The organism is Vreelandella sp. L-25, from assembly GCF_056857535.1.
The window spans coordinates 93800-112368 of record NZ_JBSXNH010000089.1 but is presented as its reverse complement, the minus strand read 5'-3'; the positions used below and the strand labels follow the sequence as shown (position 1 = coordinate 112368).

Genomic DNA, 18569 nt, shown 5'->3' with positions numbered 1-18569 from the left:
CTCGGTTCCATGCGCAATAAATTGCTCATGCTGGTCGCCCTGTTTTTGGGCGGCTTCATCTTCTACACCTCAGCGGCTGGGCCTTTTGAAAGCTTGGTTCATCGCAGTCTGTTTCTTGCGCTGGTGATCGGGCTGGGGTTACTCACCTATCCCTTGGGCGCTGGTAAAACATGGCGCCCAGTAGGGGTGGTGATTGATTGTTTATTAGCCCTGGGGGCAATAACCGCCTGCCTGTTTATTACCTTCAACGCCAATAGCATGCTGACCACGCTACCCTGGGCCACCCCCCAGGATATGGCGCTCACGGCCATTTTAGTGGTGTCTATTTTGGAAGTGGCCCGACGAGCTATTGGATGGGTATTCCCGCTACTAGTCACCATCGGTATCGCCTATGCCCTGCTGGGTGACCGACTGTCAGGCCCGCTCAGCCATCGAGGTTTTGATGCTAGTTTCGTGACAGAGACGCTGTTTCTCGGGGATTTAGGCGTATGGGGAATGCTACTCGGCGTAGCTGCCACTACCATTGCCGCGTTTGTACTCTTTGGCAGTCTCTTGCTCCACACAGGTGGCGGCCAGACCTTTATTGATCTTTCAATGCGCATCGGTGGGCGAAGCCAAGGGGGCGCCGCCAAAATCGCGACCGTGGCTTCCAGCCTATTTGCGATGGTGAGCGGAAGCGCGGTGGCTAACGTAGCCACCACGGGCAACTTCACCATTCCTATGATGAAACGGCTCAAATACCCACCGGCCTTTGCTGGCGGCGTTGAAGCGGTTGCATCTACCGGGGGCCAGATCGCGCCGCCGATTTTAGGCGCTGCAGCGTTTATCATGGCTGAGATACTCGGTGTCAGCTACGTCACCATTGCCTTAGCCGCCGTGTTACCCGCGTTCCTTTTCTATGTAGCGGTCTTTTTTACGCTGCACTTGGTCGCTGTGCGCAAAGCCTTACCGCTGGTCCCAGAGAGCGAGCTTCCCGCTTGGCCAGATGTGCTCCAATTTAAGCGGCTGACCCCGATTGTTGCCGCATTGGGTGGCTTGTTTGGTGGCGTTCTCAATGGCTACTCCATCCAATTCGCAGCTTTCTTGGGCATTACTTTGCTGCTTGTCAGTTATCTCTTCTTTGCTTTATTGGACCGAACGCCGCCCCGCCAAATCTTACGTTCGCTACTGACGGGTCTGGAAGATGCTGGCAAGGGCATGGTCATCATTGGAGTGTTGCTCGCCGGGGCGCAGATTCTGGTGGCCATGCTCAACTTAACGGGGATTGGCGTCACGCTGTCGACGCTAGTGGTCAGTGTCGCTGGCGAGCAGGTGTTTCTAGTCGCGCTAATTGTCGCGGTCATCTGCTTGATTATGGGCATGGGCATTCCGACTACCGCAGCCTATGTGCTGGTCGCCGCCGTACTGGCTCCTGCACTGACCCGCATCGGTATCGAACCCTTGGTCGCCCATCTGTTCGTTTTCTATTTTGCGACGATATCGGTCATCACTCCGCCTGTGTGCATCGCGGTGTTTGTTGCTGCGGGGATCGCTAAGGCGGGCTGGTTACAAGTCGCGGGGCATGCTATCCGCTTGGGAGCCACCACCTACGTTATTCCCTTCTTGATTCTGGCGTACCCCGCGCTTATCGGTTTAGGCGATGCCTGGGACATTACCTTAGCCGCCGCACGTGCCATGGCCTTTGTTTTGGCTTTCGCGGGCATATTGGGGGGCGCTCGCCTTTTCGGCAACCGATGGCTGGATAGTGCGCTGCTGGCAACCACAGGGCTATTGGCGCTGGTGCCGAATATCGCACTTGGGTTAGTCGGCATTGCGGGACTGACGGGGCTCTATCTATGGGCCTGGCAATCCTCTCGGCGTGTTGCACTTCAAGGAGCGGAGCTATGAGTCATCAAAGAGTGAACATGACGAATATTGCGATGATTGGCTGTGGCACTATCGGCATTAGTTGGACCGCCTATTTTCTTTCTCGCGGTTTACATGTCACGGCTTTCGACCCGGATGCCAACGCCCGCGCCCAATTTACCCAGCGTGTGGCTGAGGATATGCGTGCCCTTGGTGCCGAGGCCCGCACGCCAGTGGTCGCGCAAACGCTGGCAGAGGCCTTAGAAGGCGTAGAGCTGGTCGTCGAAAATGCGCCTGAATCCGTCTCGCTCAAGCAACAGCTCTTAGTAGATATTCAACAGGCAGCGCCTTCACAAGCGTTGGTGGTGAGCAGCACCTCCTCTTTAAAGCACTCTGATATCACTAAGGGTGCACCTGCGCCTGAGCGCATTATTATCGCGCACCCCTTCAATCCACCCCACCTAGTCCCTCTGGTCGAACTCTATGGGCCAGAAACTGAGCTTGTGGAGCGATTGGTCGATTTTTATCGGCGTATCGGTAAGCAGCCGGTGATGCTACGTAAAGAGATGATTGGCCATATTGCGAATCGACTCTCTTCGGCATTGTGGCGGGAAGCGCTCTATCTATTACAGGAAGGCGTGGCTAGCGTGGAAGACATCGACCTGGCAGTAACGGCAGGCCCAGGGTTGCGGTGGGCCATTCAAGGGCCATTTCTGACTTATCATCTGGGCGGCGGCCAAGGGGGCATTCGCCACTACTTGGAACACCTCGGCCCTAGCCAGGAGTATCGCTGGGCTAGCTTAGGCCAACCGACCATGAACGATGAGCTGTATGCGCAAGTGATCCATGGGGTTGAATCTGCGACGCAAGGCCAATCACTGCCTGACCTTTTTTCTGAACGAGATCGGCAGTTGACGGCTATTCAGCAAGCGCTGGCAATTAACGTAAAACAGGAGGAGACCTTATGAGCCTCTCACCTTGTTTGCTAATGGTAGCCCCTAATGGGGCTCGGCGCGTCTACCACGACCATCCCGCTATTCCTCTCACCCCTGAGGAACTTGCAAGAGACGCACAAGAGTGCCTGGCAGCGGGCGCCTCCGCCATGCATGTGCATGTACGTGAAGCCGGCGGGCGTCATTTACTGGATGCTGGTGCCTACCGAGATGCCATTAGCGCCATTAAGGAAACCGTAGGAGATCAATTACTTCTTCAAGTCACCAGCGAAGCAGGAGGGCGGTATTCCCCCTCAGAACAACGAGATGTGATGGAGGCATTGCAGCCAGGCTACGTGTCTATCGCGGTGCGTGAATGGTTCGGTGATGCTCATGAGGTTCAAGCCAGTGGCGAGCTGTGCCGTTACCTGGCCAGCTGCGGAACACATATTCAATACATCGTTTATTCGCCTGAAGACCTCACCCACTTCAATCACTTAAGAGAGCAAGGTGATGTGCCTAATGGTCCGGCTTTCTTACTCTTCGTACTTGGGCGCTACGTTGACCCACCCATTGCCGACCCAAGCCGTCTACCCGGCTTTTTACAAGCATTAATGGCTGGTGACCACTGGGCAGTCTGTGCGTTTGGGCCAACCGAAGGTGATTGTTTAGCGCTGGCGGCCCAGCAAGGTGGTCATACCCGAGTCGGCTTTGAAAATAATCTATGGCGATCGGATGGCCAACTCGCCACCAACAATGCCGAGCTAGTCGCCGCGACTAAAGCTCGTATCGAAGCGACTGGACGCCGGGTGATGAATGCCTCCGAGGCACGCCGTTTTCTCGCCCTGACTACCGCTGCTAATACGGGGGTGACCTTATGACGGTCGTGGTAGGTTGTGGCGCGGGCTTCTCTGGTGATCGCACCGATGCGGCTAGGCCGCTGGTCGATGCCCTCATGTCTTATGATGCTCCTCGTGCGCTGATGTTTGAAACACTCGGGGAACGCACGCTGGCGGCTGCCCAGTTACGCCGGATCAAAGACCCGGACAGCGGTGATGAGCCGTTGCTGGAAGAGTTTTTATCGCCGGTTCTGAGTGATTGCCTGGCTAACCACATTACGATTTTGGGTAACTTTGGCGCGGCGAATCCAACTGCCGCATGCCGTCGTATTCAGCAGTTGGCTCAGCGCTTAGGCCACTCTCAAGCGTGCTTGGCCACTATTCATGGCGATGATGTTAGAGACCGGCTGCATGCCCTCGACTGGCAGGCTTGGGAGGGCGAAAAGCGGTCTATTTCCGCACTAGAGCAAGTGGTCGCCGCCAATGTCTATCTGGGTGCCGATGCCTTAATCGAGGCCATGGCCCAAGGGGCTCAAGTCGTGATTACAGGGCGAGTGGCCGACCCCTCACTCGCGCTTGCCCCACTCTGTTATTACCACAGCTGGGCAGGCGATGATTGGGACAAACTAGCCGCCGGGGCCTTAGCAGGCCATTTGATTGAGTGTGGCACGCAAGTGACCGGCGGTTACTTTGCTGATCCGGGAGTTAAAGAGGTCCCTGGCATGGCCTCCCTAGGCTATCCCCTGGTGGAGGTTGAGCGTAACGGGCGGCTGGTAGTGACCAAACCACCGGGTACGGGCGGTTTAGTCACCGAGCAAACGGTCAAAGAGCAACTGCTATATGAAATACATAACCCCGGCGCTTATATCACTCCCGATGTCGTCATTGATCTTGAGCACGTCCGGGTCAGGCAGCTTACTAAAGATCGTGTTGAAGTCACCGGTGTACGCGGCAAGCCAGCACCTGATCGTTTAAAAACCACTGTGAGTTTTCTAGATGGTTACCAAGGCGAAGCCGAGATTTCCTATGCGGGCCCTAATGCCTTCGCTAGAGCAAACCTGGCCAGAGAAACCCTGCGCCAGCGGCTGGCATTGCGCTGCCCCGCCAATCTGCGTGCACGCTTTGACTTAATTGGCATTTCCAGCGTTTTCGATGGCGACTCACAGCTCACCGCTCAAACTTTGCAGGACGCCGCCAACGATATTCGCCTTCGTCTTGCCGTAGAGCATGCAGACAAAAGCGTGGTTGAGCTGGCAACACAGGAGTTATTGGCGCTCTATTGCTGCGGGCCAGCGGGAGGTGGCGGCGTACGACGCCACCATACACAACGCTTAAAAACAGCCTCGTATTTGGTACCCAGGCAACAAGTGGCCCCCACCGTTACACTGCATGGAGGAGAGGGTAATGAGTGAACTATTGCACCGCTATGCCCATGCCCGGGCCGGCGATAAAGGCGACCGACTCAGCCTAGGGGTATTTGTGTATCAGGAGGATCACTACGCTTGGCTAGTTGAGCAACTTTCAGAGCCAAACGTTGCAGCGCTATTTGAGCATCGGGGTGTGAGTCACGTCACCCGCTATTTATTGCCTCATCTAAAAGGGGTGAACTTAGTGCTTGATGACGCGCTACAAGGTGGCGTCAATGGCGCTCTAAACTTGGATGGGCATGGTAAAACGCTATCGGCCTTATTGTTATCTATGCAGGTGACTCCTCCTACTTAAATACGCCAAGCCGCCCTTTGAACGGCTCCCATCAACGTGGGCGGCTTGGCGTCGTATTCATAGCGCTACGGGTTCATAAAATGCTGCGCTAGCGTCTCACTAATAGGCACGTTAAGAGTGATGCCCTTGCCGGGTAACGGCTGCAGAAACCATCTTTCATACAACGCCAATATGTCTCCCCGCTGATAAATCTCGCGCAGCGCCTGGTTGACCTGCTCCACGAACGCTTGGTCCCCTTGGCGCATCAGTAAGCCCAGCGGCTCTTCAGCGGTAACCGCCTCTTCTGAAAGCGAATAGGCTGAGGGATCTTCCGATTCAGCGATCATCGTGCTGAGCAGGATATCGTCCATGGCAAAGGCGGCAACACGACCTTCCGTGACTAGATCAAAGGCTTCTTGCAGCGTTTCCACCGGCACAACAGAAAGGTTGAGCTGCTGTTCGCGGTTGGCTTGGTTAATTTGTCCTACATTGACGGTTCCCCGGGCCACACTCACGCTCCTCCCGGCGAGGTCCTGCAGAGTGAAAAACTGGTTCTCTTTAAGTGCCACAAAGCGTACAGAGACAAAAAAGTGGCTAAGCGAAAAATCAGCGCTGCGCCTTCGCTCCGCATTATTGGTGCTGGCGTTGCACTCAATATCGATTTCGCCGCTGTTTAACAGCTGAACCCGATTACCGGGGGTGCGGAAAACGTACTCAATATCGAGCTTGGGCAGGTTAAGCTGCTGCTGTAACTGCTCCGCCACCCGCTGGCATAATTCAATGGAGTAGCCACGCACATTGCCTTCGTCATCTTGGTAAGAAAAGGGAGCGGTATCGCCATACCCCACGCGAAGCGTGCCGGTTTCACTCAGCCGCTGTAGCGTATTGATCTCCGCTGCTGCTGCCGTAGAGAGCATCCAAACAGCCATCAACAGCCCCCACCACCGCGCTTGCACTCTTTGCATCTCTTACCTCCTTAGTGGGCATAGGCATCTGGGCGCTCAAAGATAGCGGCCAGCTCTGAGCTTACCGGCAAGCCAATCACTCGGTTTCCAGGTGGTATAGGCTTTAAAAACCACTTATCGTACAGCGCCTGAATAGCGCCGCTGTGATAGTGCTCATACAGCGCTTCGTTAACCATCTCAGCAAACACTGCATCCTCTAATGGCATCATCAAGCCATAGGGCTTTGGCTCACTAATTGTTTCTTCCGAAATATGGAAACGCTGAGGCAAGGCCGCCGCAGATACTAGGCTGGCGAGTAAAATATCGTCCATCACAAACGCCGTGGCTTTTTCGTTGGCGACCATCGCGAACGCTTCGTCATGGCTACGGCTTAACATCACTGCGATATTCAGCTCTTGGGTACGATTGAGCTCATTTAACTGCTCAACGTTAATCGTGCCCGTTGTCGAGACAACGCTGCGGCCAGCCAAGTCCGCTACCGTATTTATGTCGTTTTCAGCGAGGGCTACATAGTGCGTGGCGGTGAGAAAATGAGGATAGGAAAACGCGGCCTGCTGGCGGCGTTCAGAAGTGCTGGTGGTGACGCCACACTCTAGGTCAATCTCACCATTACGCAGCAGAATAAAACGATTCACCGGAGTCACCGGCACAAACTCCACTCTGGGCGGAGGGCCTTCAAGCTGTTCGCTAATGCGCTCTACCACCGCCAAACATAGGTCGATGGCGTACCCAACCGGCTGCCCATCGACTAGGTAAGAGAATGGCACCTCGCTTTCTCGATGACCAATCGTAATGGTCTGCCTCTGCGCAATACGTTCAAGTGTAGGAGAGGTGTCTGCCAAGAGCGTAGTGCTGCTAGCTAACACGCTGAAAAGGGAAGCTACTAAGCATGATGTTATCTTCGCCGTCATGAAGTGCCTCCCATCGTCATCTCAGGGCCAAAAACCGCATAGCGCCCTCTCCCCATCGCCTTGGCGGTGTAAAGCGCCACATCCGCGCTACGTAACAGTGAATGGCTACTGGTGCCGTCTCTGGGTGCCAGCGCAATGCCTACGCTGACACCAATGTGCACTTCATGACCATCAATCGAGAATGGCTCCTGTAGAACTTGAACCAGTCGATGGGCTAATTGGTTAGCCTCGGCTAATGCGTCGTGATTAGCGTGCTCAGCTCAAACGTATCCGGGAACATCATCTCCTCAATGGTGCTGTTATAAGCATCTGCCACCGGAGTGAAGGTACCGCTTGCATCAAATGCAAAGAGCCACACGTTATGCCGTGTTTGGGCGCTGGCCAACGCCAGCACATCAATAGGGCTGAACCCGCTGCTGAGCACCGAGTCTTCATCGCCAATGGAGCGTGCAGAGACCAATTGATTCACTTGACCAGTGGAATCGGTACGCACAGCGACGGAGGTATAAATTCGGCGAATGGTGGCACTGACAATCTGTGCATTGACCTGAGCTTCGCGCCCCCACTGGCCGCGGGCACTACGCTCGACCATGGTAAAACCCAGCATCGCGCCCATCAGGTAGGCAAAAACAACGCCCAGCAGCATAAAGATGGCGACTTTGCCCACCACCGTGCGATGCCACGGAAGCTTAACCTTGGAAACAGGCGCGTTGTCAGCACTGACCTCTTGCATGCAGTACGTGTCCTTTAATCTGCATTATGGCCATCCGCACAGATGCTATAAGCGACCAAAATCTTGGAGTAACGGTATCGACCTCTCAGCAATAGCTGTAGGCTCATGATTAATTAACAAACTATCACTAAATGAAACATTCATAAGTACACCATTTAAACGCTACGCCTCTGAATTGAGCGGCTTATTTGGCATGCCTTTTGCTGAAACTTAATGGTTTCACTCTGTAATTCAAAAGGGGCTTGATATGCACCAAACTGACTACCCACTTAGTGAAGTACCCCAAAGTGCACGCAAAGGCTTACTCTCAACCTCTGCCGTGCTTCTTGGTTTTACCTTCTTTACCGCCACCATGTGGGCCGGAGGCTCGCTAGGCCAAGCTTTTCCAATCGGTCAACTACTACTGATCATTCTAATTGGCAACCTGCTATTAGGCGCTTATGCAGCCTCGCTTGCTTATATCGCATGTAAAAGCGGTCTGAACTCTGTATTGATGGGCCGCTTCTGCTTTGGTGAAAAAGGCAGCAAACTGTCTGATTTTATTCTTGGTTTTACTCAAATTGGCTGGTACGCCTGGGGTACCGCAACCATTTCACTAGTGCTGGTACGCACCACTGGAATGCCTGATTGGTTGGAAATCCCCTTAATGGTGCTCTTTGGTTTCGGTTTCTGCATAACTGCCATGATTGGTTATAAAGGCATGGATTGGCTGTCACGTTTTGCCGTTCCCGCCATGATGCTATTTATTTTGATCAGCCTGTTCACCGGATTGGTGGATGTACGAGGGTTTGCAGGGCTTAGCCAGAAAACACCTTCTGAGAGTATGAGCGTAGCGGCAGCGATTACCGTTATTATCGGCACTTTTATTAGCGGCGGCACTCAAGCAACCAACTGGAGCCGCTTTGCCAAGACACCGAAAATTGCGGTGATCGCAACGCTTGCAGCCTTTTTCATTGGCAACGGTCTAATGGTGCTGACCGGTGCGCTGGGCACCATGATTTACCAGCAGGCAGATATCGTCGATGTTCTCATCGCTCAGGGCTTTGTCTCCATCGCCGTGCTGATGCTGTTTCTGAATATTTGGACCACCCAAGACAACACCATTTACAACTTCGCTGTGGCGGGCTGCAACTTACTGCGCACGGAAAAGCGCCGACTGGTCACGGTCGGAGGAGCCGCCATTGGCACCGTGCTAGCCGTGGGCGGCATGTATAACCTGCTCATCCCTTTCCTAGTGTTGCTGGGTACATTTATCCCGCCCATGGGCGGAGTGATCATGGCTGACTTTTGGTTGAAACATAAAGGTCAGTACCCCTCGCTCGCCACCGCTCAGCTTCCTGATTTCAACCGTCGTGGTTTAACTGCCTATGCGACCGGTGCAGCCGCCGCTTACTTCTCTCCTCTTCTACCACCACTGGTAGGCGTTTTGGTTGCTGCGGGAAGTTACGCGCTGCTGCTACGGTTAAAGCATGCAACGCTCAGTGACCACGTCTCTGCTACCGCTAAATAATAAGTGAGTACTCCTATGCAAATTGTTAACGCACGCCTGCGCCAACGCCCGGAGCTTTACCGAATCGAGATAAGCAACGGCCTATTCACAGATATCACGGCACAAGATTCGCCACAAACGGCAACCGCTGAACAACTGGATGCAGGCGGCAAGCTCATCTGCGCGCCGTTTATCGAGCCTCATATCCACTTAGATGCCGCCCTCACGGCGGGTGAACCAAGCTGGAACCAAAGCGGCACGCTGTTTGAAGGGATTGAGCGCTGGGGCGAGCGCAAACCGCTGCTTAACGAGGCCGACATTCGCGAACGCGTGTTAAAAACCTTAAACCTACTCATCGGTAACGGCGTTCAGTTTGTGCGCACCCACGCCGATACCAGCGACCCAAGCTTGGTGGGGCTAAAAACACTCTGCGCCTTGCGTGATGAGCTGAAGGATAAGATCGACATCCAGGTGGTGGCCTTCCCTCAGGATGGCCTGCTCTCTTACCCTGGCGGCGACAAGCTAATGGAGGAGGCGCTGGAGATCGGCGCTGACGTGGTGGGTGGTATTCCCCACTTTGAATACACCCGCGAGCTAGGCGTGGCCTCCATGAAGCGGGTGATTGAGCTGGCGATGAAGTATGACCGCTTGGTGGATGTGCACTGCGATGAGATCGACGATCCCAACTCGCGCTTTCTTGAAGTGCTGGCCTGCGAGGCTCTGTTCAATGAGTTAGGCAGCCGCGTGACCGCCAGTCACACTACCGCGATGCACTCTTACGACAACGCCTACTGCTCTAAACTCTTTCTGTTGCTCAAGCGCTCGGGCATTAACTTTATTTCCTGCCCAACGGAGAGTATTCACCTTCAAGGGCGCTTTGATACCTACCCAAAACGGCGGGGTGTCACCCGCGTGAAAGAGCTTAACGAAGCAGGTATCAACGTCTGCTTTGCAGAAGACTCGATCTTCGACCCCTGGTACTCGTTAGGTAACGGCAAGTTGCTACGCACGCTCGATTTTGGCCTGCATATCTGCCAAATGATGGGCTACCAGGATTTTAGCAGCGCACTTTCGCTGATTACCGATAACAGCGCCCGCACTATGAATATCGAATCGCGCTACGGCATAGAAGTGGGCAAACCGGCCAGCTTCAATCTACTAGAGGGCGAAGATGACTACATCGTGCTGCGCAACCAAGGTGATGTACTACTTTCCGTGCGGCACGGTGAGATCATCATGCAGCGGGAGCCATCACGTATCGTCACGCCGCCATGGATTGGCTAAGCCCACGCTGGCAAGTTAGATTAGCGATTCTACTTGCCTAAGGAGCACACCATGAGCATCGAGACCGTTCGCCAGTTTTTTGCCGAGCACGCGCCAGAGGTGGCCATTGAAGAGTTGGAAACCAGCACCGCGACCGTACAGCTCGCCGCCGAGGCTCACGGTGTCGCCCCTGGGCAGATTGCGAAAACATTGGCGTTTAAAGTAGGCGAGAAACCGCTGCTGATTGTGGCCAGTGGCGATGCACGGATCGATAACCGCAAAATCCGCGATACCTTCGGCGGCAAAGCTAAAATGCTCGATGCTGACACCGTGATGGAACTGACCAGTCATCCGGTGGGCGGAGTATGCCCGTTCGGGCTGGCGACGGATCTCCCAGTCTATTGCGACGAATCCCTACACGCATTCGATGAAGTGCTGCCCGCGGCGGGATCACCGAACAGCGCGGTGCGTTTAAGCCCCAAGCACTTGGCCGAGCTGGCTGGTGCCCACTGGGTGGATGTGTGTAAGTTGCCGGAGAACGTCCGCTAAATAGCTGTTAAGTGCTTTACGTTACATCAAGTAAATAGCCATAAAACGCCGTATTGCGCTGCCAACCCAGCGATTCATACAGCCGCTGGGCGCGCTCATTCTCTACCTGCGTCATCAATATCAAACGCGCGACGCCATGTTCACGGGCAAGCTGGGTGGCGGCTTCCATGAGCGCCCTGCCTGTTCCTTTCTCACGACACTCTGGCAGAACAAAAAGGTCGTTCAGCGTCCAGCGTGAATTCAAACCGACGGTGGAAACACCGGGATAAAGTTGAACAAACCCCGTAAGTGCGCCATCACTGTTTTCACTCACTAAAATACGGGAATCCGCTTGCCCAAAGCGCTGGCGCAGAAAAGCACGCGCTGCTTGGATATCCCTTGGCTGTTAATAAAACTGACGATAGCCATCTAGCAGTTCGGTTAAAGCGTCGAGATCATGAATAGTGGCAGGGCGAACATGGGTCATACGTTACCTTTCTCGTGGTTCACTCAATCATCGTGGCAATGGAGTAAAGCGGCACTCAACGGATACGCGGCGTATTTCCTGACGGCTTTCTTATAGTAGTGTATCGTCTTTTGAACGTTTATTAATCAATCCAACAGCAAGGGGACGACGCGTTCCCACTGGGGTTACCGTGGTCCAATCACTCTCTACTCAAACTGAATCCCGAGCACCGATTTACAAAGCTTGGAGTGTCCATGTCTTCACCGCCAGCGGCGTGCTGCTTGGCACGATGGCGCTGCTGGCGCTGGTTGATAACAACCCGGTGGCCTGCCTGCTTTGGCTGGGGGCGGCGATGATGATCGATGGTATTGATGGCACTCTGGCGCGCAAATATGAGGTGAAGTCCGTACTCCCCCACTTCGATGGTTCCACGCTGGATATGGTGATTGATTACCTCACCTGGGCCTTTATCCCCGCGCTGTTCATTTACTACTTCATTGAATTGCCGCCCTATTTAGGGCTGATCTCGGTCTTTATCATTTTGCTATCGTCGATGTTCTGCTTCTGCAACGTCGATATGAAAAGCCAAGATAATTACTTCGTAGGCTTTCCAGCCGCCTGGAACATTGCCGCCGCCTATTTTTACATTCTTGATTTACCGCCACTGCTGACGTTTGGCGCAATACTCGTCCTGGCGATGCTGACCGTGACGAAAATGAAGTTTCTGCATCCGTTTCGCGTGCGCCTATTTATGCCGCTCAATATCGCTGTGACGCTGCTTTGGTGTGGCTGCGCGACCGCGTTAATCCTTTCAGCCCCTGATCAAGCTACCTGGGCACTATGGGGCTTAGGATTGACCTCTGCTTACTTCGCCGGCATGTGCCTTTGGCGCACGGCCCAGGAGTGGTTCGACGGGCAGGAGGCGCGCTAATGGCCAACGCCTTTATCGCTCCCGACGGCCACCCACGCTGCCAGTGGTGTGGCGGAGCAGCGGAGTTTCTGCCCTATCACGATCACGAGTGGGGCTTTCCCGTTGACGATGACCAGCGGCTGTTTGAAAAGCTCTGCTTGGAGAGTTTTCAATCAGGCTTGAGCTGGCGAACGATTTTGAACAAGCGTGAGAATTTCCGCGCGGCTTTCCACCACTTCGATTTCAATAAAGTCGCCGGTTTTGACGAAGAGGACGTGCAGCGCTTGCTGCAAGATGCGGGCATTATTCGTCACCGCGGTAAGATCGAAGCCACCATCAATAACGCGCGTTGTGCGCAGGAAATGGTGGTTCAAGAAGGCTCGCTAGCGGCGTTTTTCTGGCGCTATGAACCGGATAGCGCTTCTCTGCCTGCCCCACAAACGCAAACCACATCGCCGGAATCTATCGCGTTAGCAAAAGATCTTAAAAAGCGCGGCTGGAAGTTTTTCGGCCCCACCACCGCGTTTGCGTTTATGCAGGCCATGGGGCTGATCAATGATCACTCGTTAAATTGCATTACTCGCGAACGCGTTGAACAGGCGCGCGCAGCGTTTCAGCGGCCTTCTTGAATGAACACCTCGTTGCTCTTACTTCATCGCCAGTGAGGACTCGCGTACCTCGCTGAGCATCTCACGCGCTAGCTCGCCTACCGTGCGCACCGCTTCTTCCATCGCAGGCGTTAAGGTAAACGCGTAGTTCAACCGCAAGCACTGGCGAAACTTACCCGATGCAGAGAACAGCGCCCCCGGCGCCACATGGATGGCGTGTTGCGCTAAGCGCTCGTTAAGGCGCACGCAGTCGACATCCGCCGGTAGCTCTACCCAGAGTAAAAAGCCCCCTTGCGGGTAGCTAATGCCTGACCCTTTCGGAAAGTAGCGCTGCACCCAGCTAATCATGATATCCCGCTGGCGTTGATACTGGCGGGAAACAGCGCGTAGATGACGCTCAAAATGGCCCTTGGCGACAAACTCCGCCACGGCCAATTGCGGCAACGTGGCAGACGCGCCGGTGGAGACGTACTTCATATGCAGCGCCTTTTCCCGGTAGCAGCCAGGGGCCAGCCAGCCCACGCGCAGGCCCGGCCCTAAGGTTTTCGAGAAACCGCTGCACAGCAGCACGCGCCCGTCGGTATCAAAGGATTTTATCGTGAGCGGCCTGGGTTGGGTGTATGCCAAATCCCCATAAATATCATCTTCAATAATGGCCACATCAAAACGTTGGGCAAGCTGATAGAGCGCCCGCTTGCGCGCTTCTGGCATGGTATAGCCTAACGGGTTGTTATAGGTGGGCGTTACCTGAATGGCGCGAATAGGCCACTGCTCCAGCGCCAGCTCTAACGCTTCCAGGCTGATACCGGTTTGCGGGTCGGTGGGAATCTCCAGCGCCTTTAAACCGTTGGCTTTCAGAATCTGCATGGTGCCGTAGAAGCTGGGCGAATCTACCGCCACCACATCGCCGGGCTGGGTGAGCGTGCGAAGCGCAATGGAGAGCGCTTCCTGGCAGCCGGTGGTAATCAGCACATCATCCGGATGCAGCAGGCAGCCAGATGCCACCGCCAAGCGCGCCACCTGTTGGCGCAGTTCAGGGCTACCGCTGAGTTTGTCGTAATTAAAGCCGTGCAGATCGTTACTACGGTGCAGCCCGGCGAGGATTTTCGACAATGGCTTTAACGACGCCACCTCAAGATTGGGCACACCGCGCCCAAGCAGCAGCCGTTTGTCGTCTCGCTGGGTAGCTACCAGCTCTAGCACTTGGTCCCACTGGGAGACATCCAGCGGGCACTGGGCTGGTCGCGAAACAGAGGGCAAAACGGAGGGAATACGACACGGCAGCACGAAGTAGCCCGACTTTGGCCGCGACTCAATCAGTGCGGCGTCCATGAGTTGGCGGTACGCTTCTTGCGCCGTTGAGATACTCACATTCAGCTCTTGGCAGACCGCGCGAATAGAGGGTAACCGGTCGCCCACGCGATAAATCCCGTGCTCAATCCGCTCCCGTAACGTTGCCGCCACCTCTTCATAACGCGTCATCACGCCCACCCCCGCTCGGTTCATCTGCCATACAGAAGGCATCTCGTTTCGCCATACAGAGGTATAACACGCCCCATCTGTACCGTAAAAATAAAAAAATCTATATCTGTATTGCCACCAGCAGGCTGCGTAACCTAAACAGGCACCCCACCGCTCGGAGAGCCGCCATGCCACGCTTCAGCCTCACTCAGCTTCGTTACCAGCTAAGCCGCTACCAACAGCGCCGCCGCAGCCGTCGGCAGCTGCTCACGCTAGATGACCACTTGCTGAAAGATATTGGCCTCACCCGTGAACAGGCCTGCCAGGAGGGAAAACAAACGTTCTGGAAACAGACGCTCTCTAATAAGGGGGATGTATGACCACCGCCGAGTATTACTTGCTGGATGTCACCGACCAGCACTTTACGGGCAACCCACTGGCCGTGTTTCTCAACGCGGATGGGCTGGACACCTGCACCATGCAAGCGCTAGCCAATGAGTTAAATCTGGCGGAAACGGTGTTCTTGAGCGCCGAGTCAGCGCCACAACACTACCCCATGCGAATTTTCACCCCGACCAGGGAGCTGCCGTTTGCAGGACACCCTACGGTAGGCACTGCCCACCTATTGGCGGCGTTAAAACTCGCTCACCCAGAGCAACCCTTGGTGCTTCATCCGCCCATCGGGAAACTCGCGATCACATGGGCCAACGGTAGGGCAACGTTCAAAACATCCAAGGCCGTTATGCTGGCAGACAGCACTCTCGATCGCCCCACCACCGTTGAGCTGTTGGGGTTAGATATCCATCAGGTAGTGGGCGATCCGGTCATCGCCTCCTTCGGGTTGCCCTTTCACCTGATTGAGCTATCGGATATCGCAGCATTAGAGAGCGTCTGTATTTCCTCCGCCCTCTGGGCAAGTGCCGTGATGCCAAACAGTGCGGTTCAAATCTACCTGTACGCGAGGGAGCATTCAGCGGGACAAAAGACCGTGATTCGCAGCCGCATGTTCTGTATGCACGACAGCCTCTGCGAAGACCCAGCCACCGGCAGCGCCGCAGCAGCGTTAACCGGCTACTTAGCCTCACTCAAGCACGAGGCACTGCAGTGCAAGATTCATCAAGGCGTTGAAATGGGACGGCCCAGCGTTATTTATACGGCGGCCAATGGTGATATAACGCCTGGGTATGTGACGGTAGGGGGGCAGGCGGTCTTGGTGGGTAGAGGGGATATATTTTTAGCGCCAAGTTAATCGAACGATGCATCATCAGTTGAGCCAGTCTTGGGCAACAGCTCATCCCCTTTATACGCTTCAACCAGATGCGACTGTTGCCAAAGCCGGGCGACAAGTTCCTGAATAAATGAGCGCACAATAAGCGAGGGGCGTCGCCCGGCTCGAGTAACGACACAAAACGGCGAAGCGATCTCCACCTGATCCGGCAGCAGCGCTTTGAGTTCGCCCCGCTCCACCCAGTGGTTGGCATAATAGTGGGGCAAATTGCCAATAAAGTGGCCGCTTAAAATCAGTAGCGCCTGGGCTTCCATATTGGATGCATGGGCACCTACCTGGGCATTGGGGAAACTTTGAAGCTCTTGCAGGTTGGCATAGGGGCGTACCACAAAGGGGTGATTGATGACGTCCTCAACCGTTAATTGAGCGCTGTCACGAGCAAACAGCGGATGCCGTTTTGCACAGTAGATACCGTGTACTTCGGTGTAGACCTGACGGTGCTGCAAGCCTTCCATTTGCGCCGTTTCCGGCAGGATGCCGAGCTGTAAGGCTCCATTAGCAATCTCGCCAATCAAGCGATCAGGGCTGCCCACAGTGATATTGAGACGCGCCTGTGGATTCTTACGTAGGAATTCGCCAATCACGCCTTGCAGATCAAGCTCGACATCCATAATGGTGTTATCGACTACGCCCAAGCGCAGCGTGCCGTAAACGGAGCTGCGCAGCTCGCTCATCTCGCTGTCGAAATCGTCTACCGAAGAGAGCAGCTGTTTAGCGCGCTCATACACAATGGTGCCCCGCTCGGTTAGCTCAAACCCCTGCCGCCCCCGATGACAGACAGTGAACCCTACCCGCTCCTCAAGAGCACGAATATGAAAACTGATAGCAGACTGGCTCATATGCAGCGCCGTTTGCGCACCGGCAAAGCCACGGTGCTCGGTCACCGCAAGGAATACAGAGAGGCTTTTCAGGTCAGCGGCTGAGAGTTTCATCGGCATGCTCTAAGTTAGTGCAATTAACATCAATAAAATGGGTATGAACATCGAAAGATAACAGTTTTATTGTTGCATAACGCCTGCTTAACTCAAGGGGTTCTTGCTCAGTAGGCGATAGCCGCTGATTCGAGTATCACCACCCCGAGGAGCATCCCCATGCAACGTATCCCGACTATTACCGCTGGCCTCCTACTTGGCGTTAGCTTCGCCACTACCGCTCATAGCGATTTGTTAGACGACATTCGCACCGATGCCACCTTTACCGTCGGCACTGAAGCGCGCTTCGCCCCGTTTGAATACATAGAAGATGGCGAAATTGTCGGCTACTCCGCCGACATCATGGAACACATCATGAGCGAGCTTGAGGGCGTCGAATTGATCCGCATGGATCTCCCTTGGCAAGGCATTCTGCCGGGGCTGGAGCGAGAGCGCTTTGACTACGTCATTACGTCGGTCACCGCCACGCCCGAGCGTATGGAGCGCTACCACTTAAGCGCTCCCATTGCCGATGCCACCATGGCAATGCTCAAACGCGCTGGCGAGGATGACATCAGCTCACCTGAAGATATCGCCGGCAAAGTAGCCGCCGCTCAGGCAGGCTCAGCGCAGTTAGAAGCGCTGGAGGCATTGGCCGCAGAGTTAGAAGAAACGGGAACACCCGTTGCAGATATTCGTACCTACACAGGCGTTGATGAGGCCTATGCCGAGCTAGGGACGGGCCGTGTCGATGTGGTGATCAATAGTCTTCCTAACCTGCTCGAAGCCGAGCGCACCCGCCCTGATGTGTTTGAAGTGGTCGGCACTTTCGGCGACCCGGTTTACTTCTCCTGGGCCGGACGCGATGACGAAGAGAGCGCATCCCTTAACGCCTTTATGGATGAGCAGATTCAACGCCTAAATGAAGACGGCACCCTGAATGAGCTACAGGAAAAATGGTTCGGTGGCCCGATGGATCTACCGTTAGAACTCCCAGCGGCCGAGTAAAAAGGGTTGAGTTGGTGAAGCCGTTTTTCTTCATTTTACAGGTGCTACATGTTTGAGATTCTGCTCAACCACTACCCTGTGCTGCTCAAAGGCTTGACCACCACCTTGGTGGTCTCGCTTTCCGCCATCGCATTGGGGTTGGTATTAGGCGTTTTGCTGGCCTTTGGTTTGACCAGCCGGTATCGCCTAGTGCGCTGGCCCTGCGGGCTTTACCGCAGCTTTTGGCGTGGCACCCCCATCCTGCTGCAACTGCTGCTGGTCTATTACTTACTGCCCGAAATCGGCATTGAGATCGCACCTATTACCGCCGCTATTTTGACGCTTACGCTGAATACGGCCGCCTTCCAATCGGAAATTTTCCGTAGCGGCATCAGCCACATTCCCGCTGGGCAAATAGAAGCGGCGCGCATGGCGGGCATCTCGGCGTGGCAAACCCGCAGGCGCATCATCATGCCTCAGGTATTTCGCCTGACGCTGCCGCCACTGACGAACGAGATCATCACGATTCTCAAAAATTCATCGCTAATATCGGTGATTGCCGTTACCGAACTAATGCGCGTTAGCGAGCAAATCGCCTCACGCACCTTTCAGCCGCTGGAAACGTATTTGGCTGCCGCGCTGCTTTATCTCGCGGTCAATTTGGTGCTGGCACGACTCAGCGCTTACTTAGAACACCGCATGACCGGCGGTCTTGCCACCGAATAGGGGAGT

Annotated in this window: 21 protein-coding genes; 14 read left to right on the top strand and 7 right to left on the bottom strand. The window is 54.8% G+C overall.

The features are described 5' to 3' along the window. Positions 1-9: 9 nt before the first annotated feature. From AC13CN_RS15725 to AC13CN_RS15705, 5 genes are read left to right on the top strand one after another with little or no spacing between them, the layout of a single operon-like run. Entirely contained in the window at positions 10-1887 is a 1878-nt protein-coding gene (locus tag AC13CN_RS15725; protein WP_483053256.1) for a TRAP transporter permease, read from the top strand. Beyond that, positions 1884-2813, top strand: a complete 930-nt coding sequence (locus AC13CN_RS15720; RefSeq protein WP_058578139.1) for a 3-hydroxyacyl-CoA dehydrogenase NAD-binding domain-containing protein — start codon at positions 1884-1886, stop codon at positions 2811-2813. The genes AC13CN_RS15725 and AC13CN_RS15720 overlap by 4 nt, the downstream gene beginning before the upstream one ends. After that, the gene (locus AC13CN_RS15715) at positions 2810-3658 is read left to right on the top strand and encodes a beta-keto acid cleavage family enzyme (protein ID WP_058578138.1); all 849 of its coding nucleotides are present in this window, start codon (positions 2810-2812) and stop codon (positions 3656-3658) included. The genes AC13CN_RS15720 and AC13CN_RS15715 overlap by 4 nt, the downstream gene beginning before the upstream one ends. Beyond that, entirely contained in the window at positions 3655-5028 is a 1374-nt protein-coding gene (locus AC13CN_RS15710) for an acyclic terpene utilization AtuA family protein (protein WP_062360938.1), read from the top strand. Before AC13CN_RS15715 ends, AC13CN_RS15710 begins: the two co-directional genes overlap by 4 nt. Next, positions 5021-5338: an AtuA-related protein gene (locus AC13CN_RS15705; protein WP_170968087.1), complete on the top strand. Its 318-nt coding sequence runs from the start codon at positions 5021-5023 to the stop codon at positions 5336-5338. The genes AC13CN_RS15710 and AC13CN_RS15705 overlap by 8 nt, the downstream gene beginning before the upstream one ends. A gap of 65 nt (positions 5339-5403) precedes the next feature. Here the strand turns inward: AC13CN_RS15705 and AC13CN_RS15700 are convergent, their stop codons facing one another. The 4 genes from AC13CN_RS15700 to AC13CN_RS15685 form a co-directional block, all read right to left on the bottom strand. Further along, complete coding sequence (locus AC13CN_RS15700) at positions 5404-6282, bottom strand: amino acid ABC transporter substrate-binding protein (protein ID WP_063610158.1); 879 nt, start codon at positions 6280-6282, stop codon at positions 5404-5406. Between the two features lie 11 nt (positions 6283-6293). After that, positions 6294-7124, bottom strand: a complete 831-nt coding sequence (locus tag AC13CN_RS15695; protein ID WP_058578181.1) for an amino acid ABC transporter substrate-binding protein — start codon at positions 7122-7124, stop codon at positions 6294-6296. A gap of 65 nt (positions 7125-7189) precedes the next feature. Next, the gene (locus AC13CN_RS15690) at positions 7190-7399 is read right to left on the bottom strand and encodes a diguanylate cyclase domain-containing protein (RefSeq protein WP_228219380.1); all 210 of its coding nucleotides are present in this window, start codon (positions 7397-7399) and stop codon (positions 7190-7192) included. Between the two features lie 26 nt (positions 7400-7425). After that, complete coding sequence (locus AC13CN_RS15685) at positions 7426-7926, bottom strand: hypothetical protein (RefSeq protein ID WP_058578135.1); 501 nt, start codon at positions 7924-7926, stop codon at positions 7426-7428. Positions 7927-8173: 247 nt separating this feature from the next. Here AC13CN_RS15685 and codB point away from each other — a divergent pair, with 247 nt between their 5' ends. Genes codB through AC13CN_RS15670 form a run of 3 tightly spaced genes read left to right on the top strand, consistent with a single transcriptional unit; the run spans position 8174 to position 11227 of the window. Then, positions 8174-9436 (top strand): cytosine permease, encoded by a 1263-nt coding sequence (gene codB, locus AC13CN_RS15680; RefSeq protein ID WP_058578134.1) that lies wholly within the window; start codon positions 8174-8176, stop codon positions 9434-9436. A 15-nt stretch (positions 9437-9451) separates the two neighbouring features. Then, on the top strand, positions 9452-10699 hold the full coding sequence (gene codA, locus AC13CN_RS15675; protein ID WP_058578133.1) for a cytosine deaminase: 1248 nt from the start codon (positions 9452-9454) through the stop codon (positions 10697-10699). Positions 10700-10750: 51 nt separating this feature from the next. Next, positions 10751-11227, top strand: a complete 477-nt coding sequence (locus AC13CN_RS15670; RefSeq protein WP_062363062.1) for a YbaK/EbsC family protein — start codon at positions 10751-10753, stop codon at positions 11225-11227. Positions 11228-11243: 16 nt separating this feature from the next. Here the strand turns inward: AC13CN_RS15670 and AC13CN_RS15665 are convergent, their stop codons facing one another. Continuing rightward, the gene (locus tag AC13CN_RS15665) at positions 11244-11600 is read right to left on the bottom strand and encodes a GNAT family N-acetyltransferase (RefSeq protein WP_483053267.1); all 357 of its coding nucleotides are present in this window, start codon (positions 11598-11600) and stop codon (positions 11244-11246) included. A gap of 262 nt (positions 11601-11862) precedes the next feature. On the opposite strand from AC13CN_RS15665, the gene pcsA reads away from it, so the two are divergent. Together pcsA and AC13CN_RS15655 are read left to right on the top strand one after the other, a co-directional pair. Continuing rightward, positions 11863-12603, top strand: coding sequence for a phosphatidylcholine synthase (pcsA, locus tag AC13CN_RS15660; protein ID WP_228219364.1), 741 nt, complete (start codon positions 11863-11865; stop codon positions 12601-12603). Next, the gene (locus AC13CN_RS15655) at positions 12603-13211 is read left to right on the top strand and encodes a DNA-3-methyladenine glycosylase I (protein WP_058578131.1); all 609 of its coding nucleotides are present in this window, start codon (positions 12603-12605) and stop codon (positions 13209-13211) included. Before pcsA ends, AC13CN_RS15655 begins: the two co-directional genes overlap by 1 nt. A gap of 18 nt (positions 13212-13229) precedes the next feature. On the opposite strand, the gene AC13CN_RS15650 is transcribed toward AC13CN_RS15655, so the two are convergent. Beyond that, positions 13230-14672, bottom strand: a complete 1443-nt coding sequence (locus tag AC13CN_RS15650; protein WP_054641447.1) for an aminotransferase-like domain-containing protein — start codon at positions 14670-14672, stop codon at positions 13230-13232. A gap of 167 nt (positions 14673-14839) precedes the next feature. Between AC13CN_RS15650 and AC13CN_RS15645 the strand changes: the two genes are divergently transcribed. Next, on the top strand, positions 14840-15031 hold the full coding sequence (locus AC13CN_RS15645; RefSeq protein WP_054641443.1) for a DUF1127 domain-containing protein: 192 nt from the start codon (positions 14840-14842) through the stop codon (positions 15029-15031). Further along, on the top strand, positions 15028-15900 hold the full coding sequence (locus AC13CN_RS15640; protein WP_483053255.1) for a PhzF family phenazine biosynthesis protein: 873 nt from the start codon (positions 15028-15030) through the stop codon (positions 15898-15900). Before AC13CN_RS15645 ends, AC13CN_RS15640 begins: the two co-directional genes overlap by 4 nt. On the opposite strand, the gene AC13CN_RS15635 is transcribed toward AC13CN_RS15640, so the two are convergent. Next, positions 15897-16871, bottom strand: coding sequence for a LysR family transcriptional regulator (locus tag AC13CN_RS15635; RefSeq protein WP_058578130.1), 975 nt, complete (start codon positions 16869-16871; stop codon positions 15897-15899). The two genes, AC13CN_RS15640 and AC13CN_RS15635, sit on opposite strands and share 4 nt — an antisense overlap. Positions 16872-17030: 159 nt before the next feature. On the opposite strand from AC13CN_RS15635, the gene AC13CN_RS15630 reads away from it, so the two are divergent. Both AC13CN_RS15630 and AC13CN_RS15625 read left to right on the top strand, forming a co-directional pair. Further along, positions 17031-17858, top strand: coding sequence for a transporter substrate-binding domain-containing protein (locus AC13CN_RS15630; RefSeq protein WP_058578129.1), 828 nt, complete (start codon positions 17031-17033; stop codon positions 17856-17858). Positions 17859-17906: 48 nt separating this feature from the next. Continuing rightward, the gene (locus AC13CN_RS15625; RefSeq protein WP_054641439.1) at positions 17907-18563 is read left to right on the top strand and encodes an amino acid ABC transporter permease; all 657 of its coding nucleotides are present in this window, start codon (positions 17907-17909) and stop codon (positions 18561-18563) included. Positions 18564-18569: the final 6 nt, after the last annotated feature.

Excerpts from the sequence above, each read along its gene's own strand:
- AC13CN_RS15725 (WP_483053256.1), top strand. The coding sequence starts at position 10 with ATGCGCAATAAATTGCTCATGCTGGTCGCCCTGTTTTTGGGCGGCTTC.
- AC13CN_RS15720 (WP_058578139.1), top strand. The coding sequence starts at position 1,884 with ATGAGTCATCAAAGAGTGAACATGACGAATATTGCGATGATTGGCTGT.
- AC13CN_RS15715 (WP_058578138.1), top strand. The coding sequence starts at position 2,810 with ATGAGCCTCTCACCTTGTTTGCTAATGGTAGCCCCTAATGGGGCTCGG.
- AC13CN_RS15710 (WP_062360938.1), top strand. The coding sequence starts at position 3,655 with ATGACGGTCGTGGTAGGTTGTGGCGCGGGCTTCTCTGGTGATCGCACC.
- AC13CN_RS15705 (WP_170968087.1), top strand. The coding sequence starts at position 5,021 with ATGAGTGAACTATTGCACCGCTATGCCCATGCCCGGGCCGGCGATAAA.
- AC13CN_RS15700 (WP_063610158.1), bottom strand. The coding sequence starts at position 6,282 with ATGCAAAGAGTGCAAGCGCGGTGGTGGGGGCTGTTGATGGCTGTTTGG.
- AC13CN_RS15685 (WP_058578135.1), bottom strand. The coding sequence starts at position 7,926 with ATGCAAGAGGTCAGTGCTGACAACGCGCCTGTTTCCAAGGTTAAGCTT.
- codB (WP_058578134.1), top strand. The coding sequence starts at position 8,174 with ATGCACCAAACTGACTACCCACTTAGTGAAGTACCCCAAAGTGCACGC.
- codA (WP_058578133.1), top strand. The coding sequence starts at position 9,452 with ATGCAAATTGTTAACGCACGCCTGCGCCAACGCCCGGAGCTTTACCGA.
- AC13CN_RS15670 (WP_062363062.1), top strand. The coding sequence starts at position 10,751 with ATGAGCATCGAGACCGTTCGCCAGTTTTTTGCCGAGCACGCGCCAGAG.
- AC13CN_RS15655 (WP_058578131.1), top strand. The coding sequence starts at position 12,603 with ATGGCCAACGCCTTTATCGCTCCCGACGGCCACCCACGCTGCCAGTGG.
- AC13CN_RS15650 (WP_054641447.1), bottom strand. The coding sequence starts at position 14,672 with ATGACGCGTTATGAAGAGGTGGCGGCAACGTTACGGGAGCGGATTGAG.
- AC13CN_RS15645 (WP_054641443.1), top strand. The coding sequence starts at position 14,840 with ATGCCACGCTTCAGCCTCACTCAGCTTCGTTACCAGCTAAGCCGCTAC.
- AC13CN_RS15640 (WP_483053255.1), top strand. The coding sequence starts at position 15,028 with ATGACCACCGCCGAGTATTACTTGCTGGATGTCACCGACCAGCACTTT.
- AC13CN_RS15635 (WP_058578130.1), bottom strand. The coding sequence starts at position 16,871 with ATGAAACTCTCAGCCGCTGACCTGAAAAGCCTCTCTGTATTCCTTGCG.
- AC13CN_RS15630 (WP_058578129.1), top strand. The coding sequence starts at position 17,031 with ATGCAACGTATCCCGACTATTACCGCTGGCCTCCTACTTGGCGTTAGC.
- AC13CN_RS15625 (WP_054641439.1), top strand. The coding sequence starts at position 17,907 with ATGTTTGAGATTCTGCTCAACCACTACCCTGTGCTGCTCAAAGGCTTG.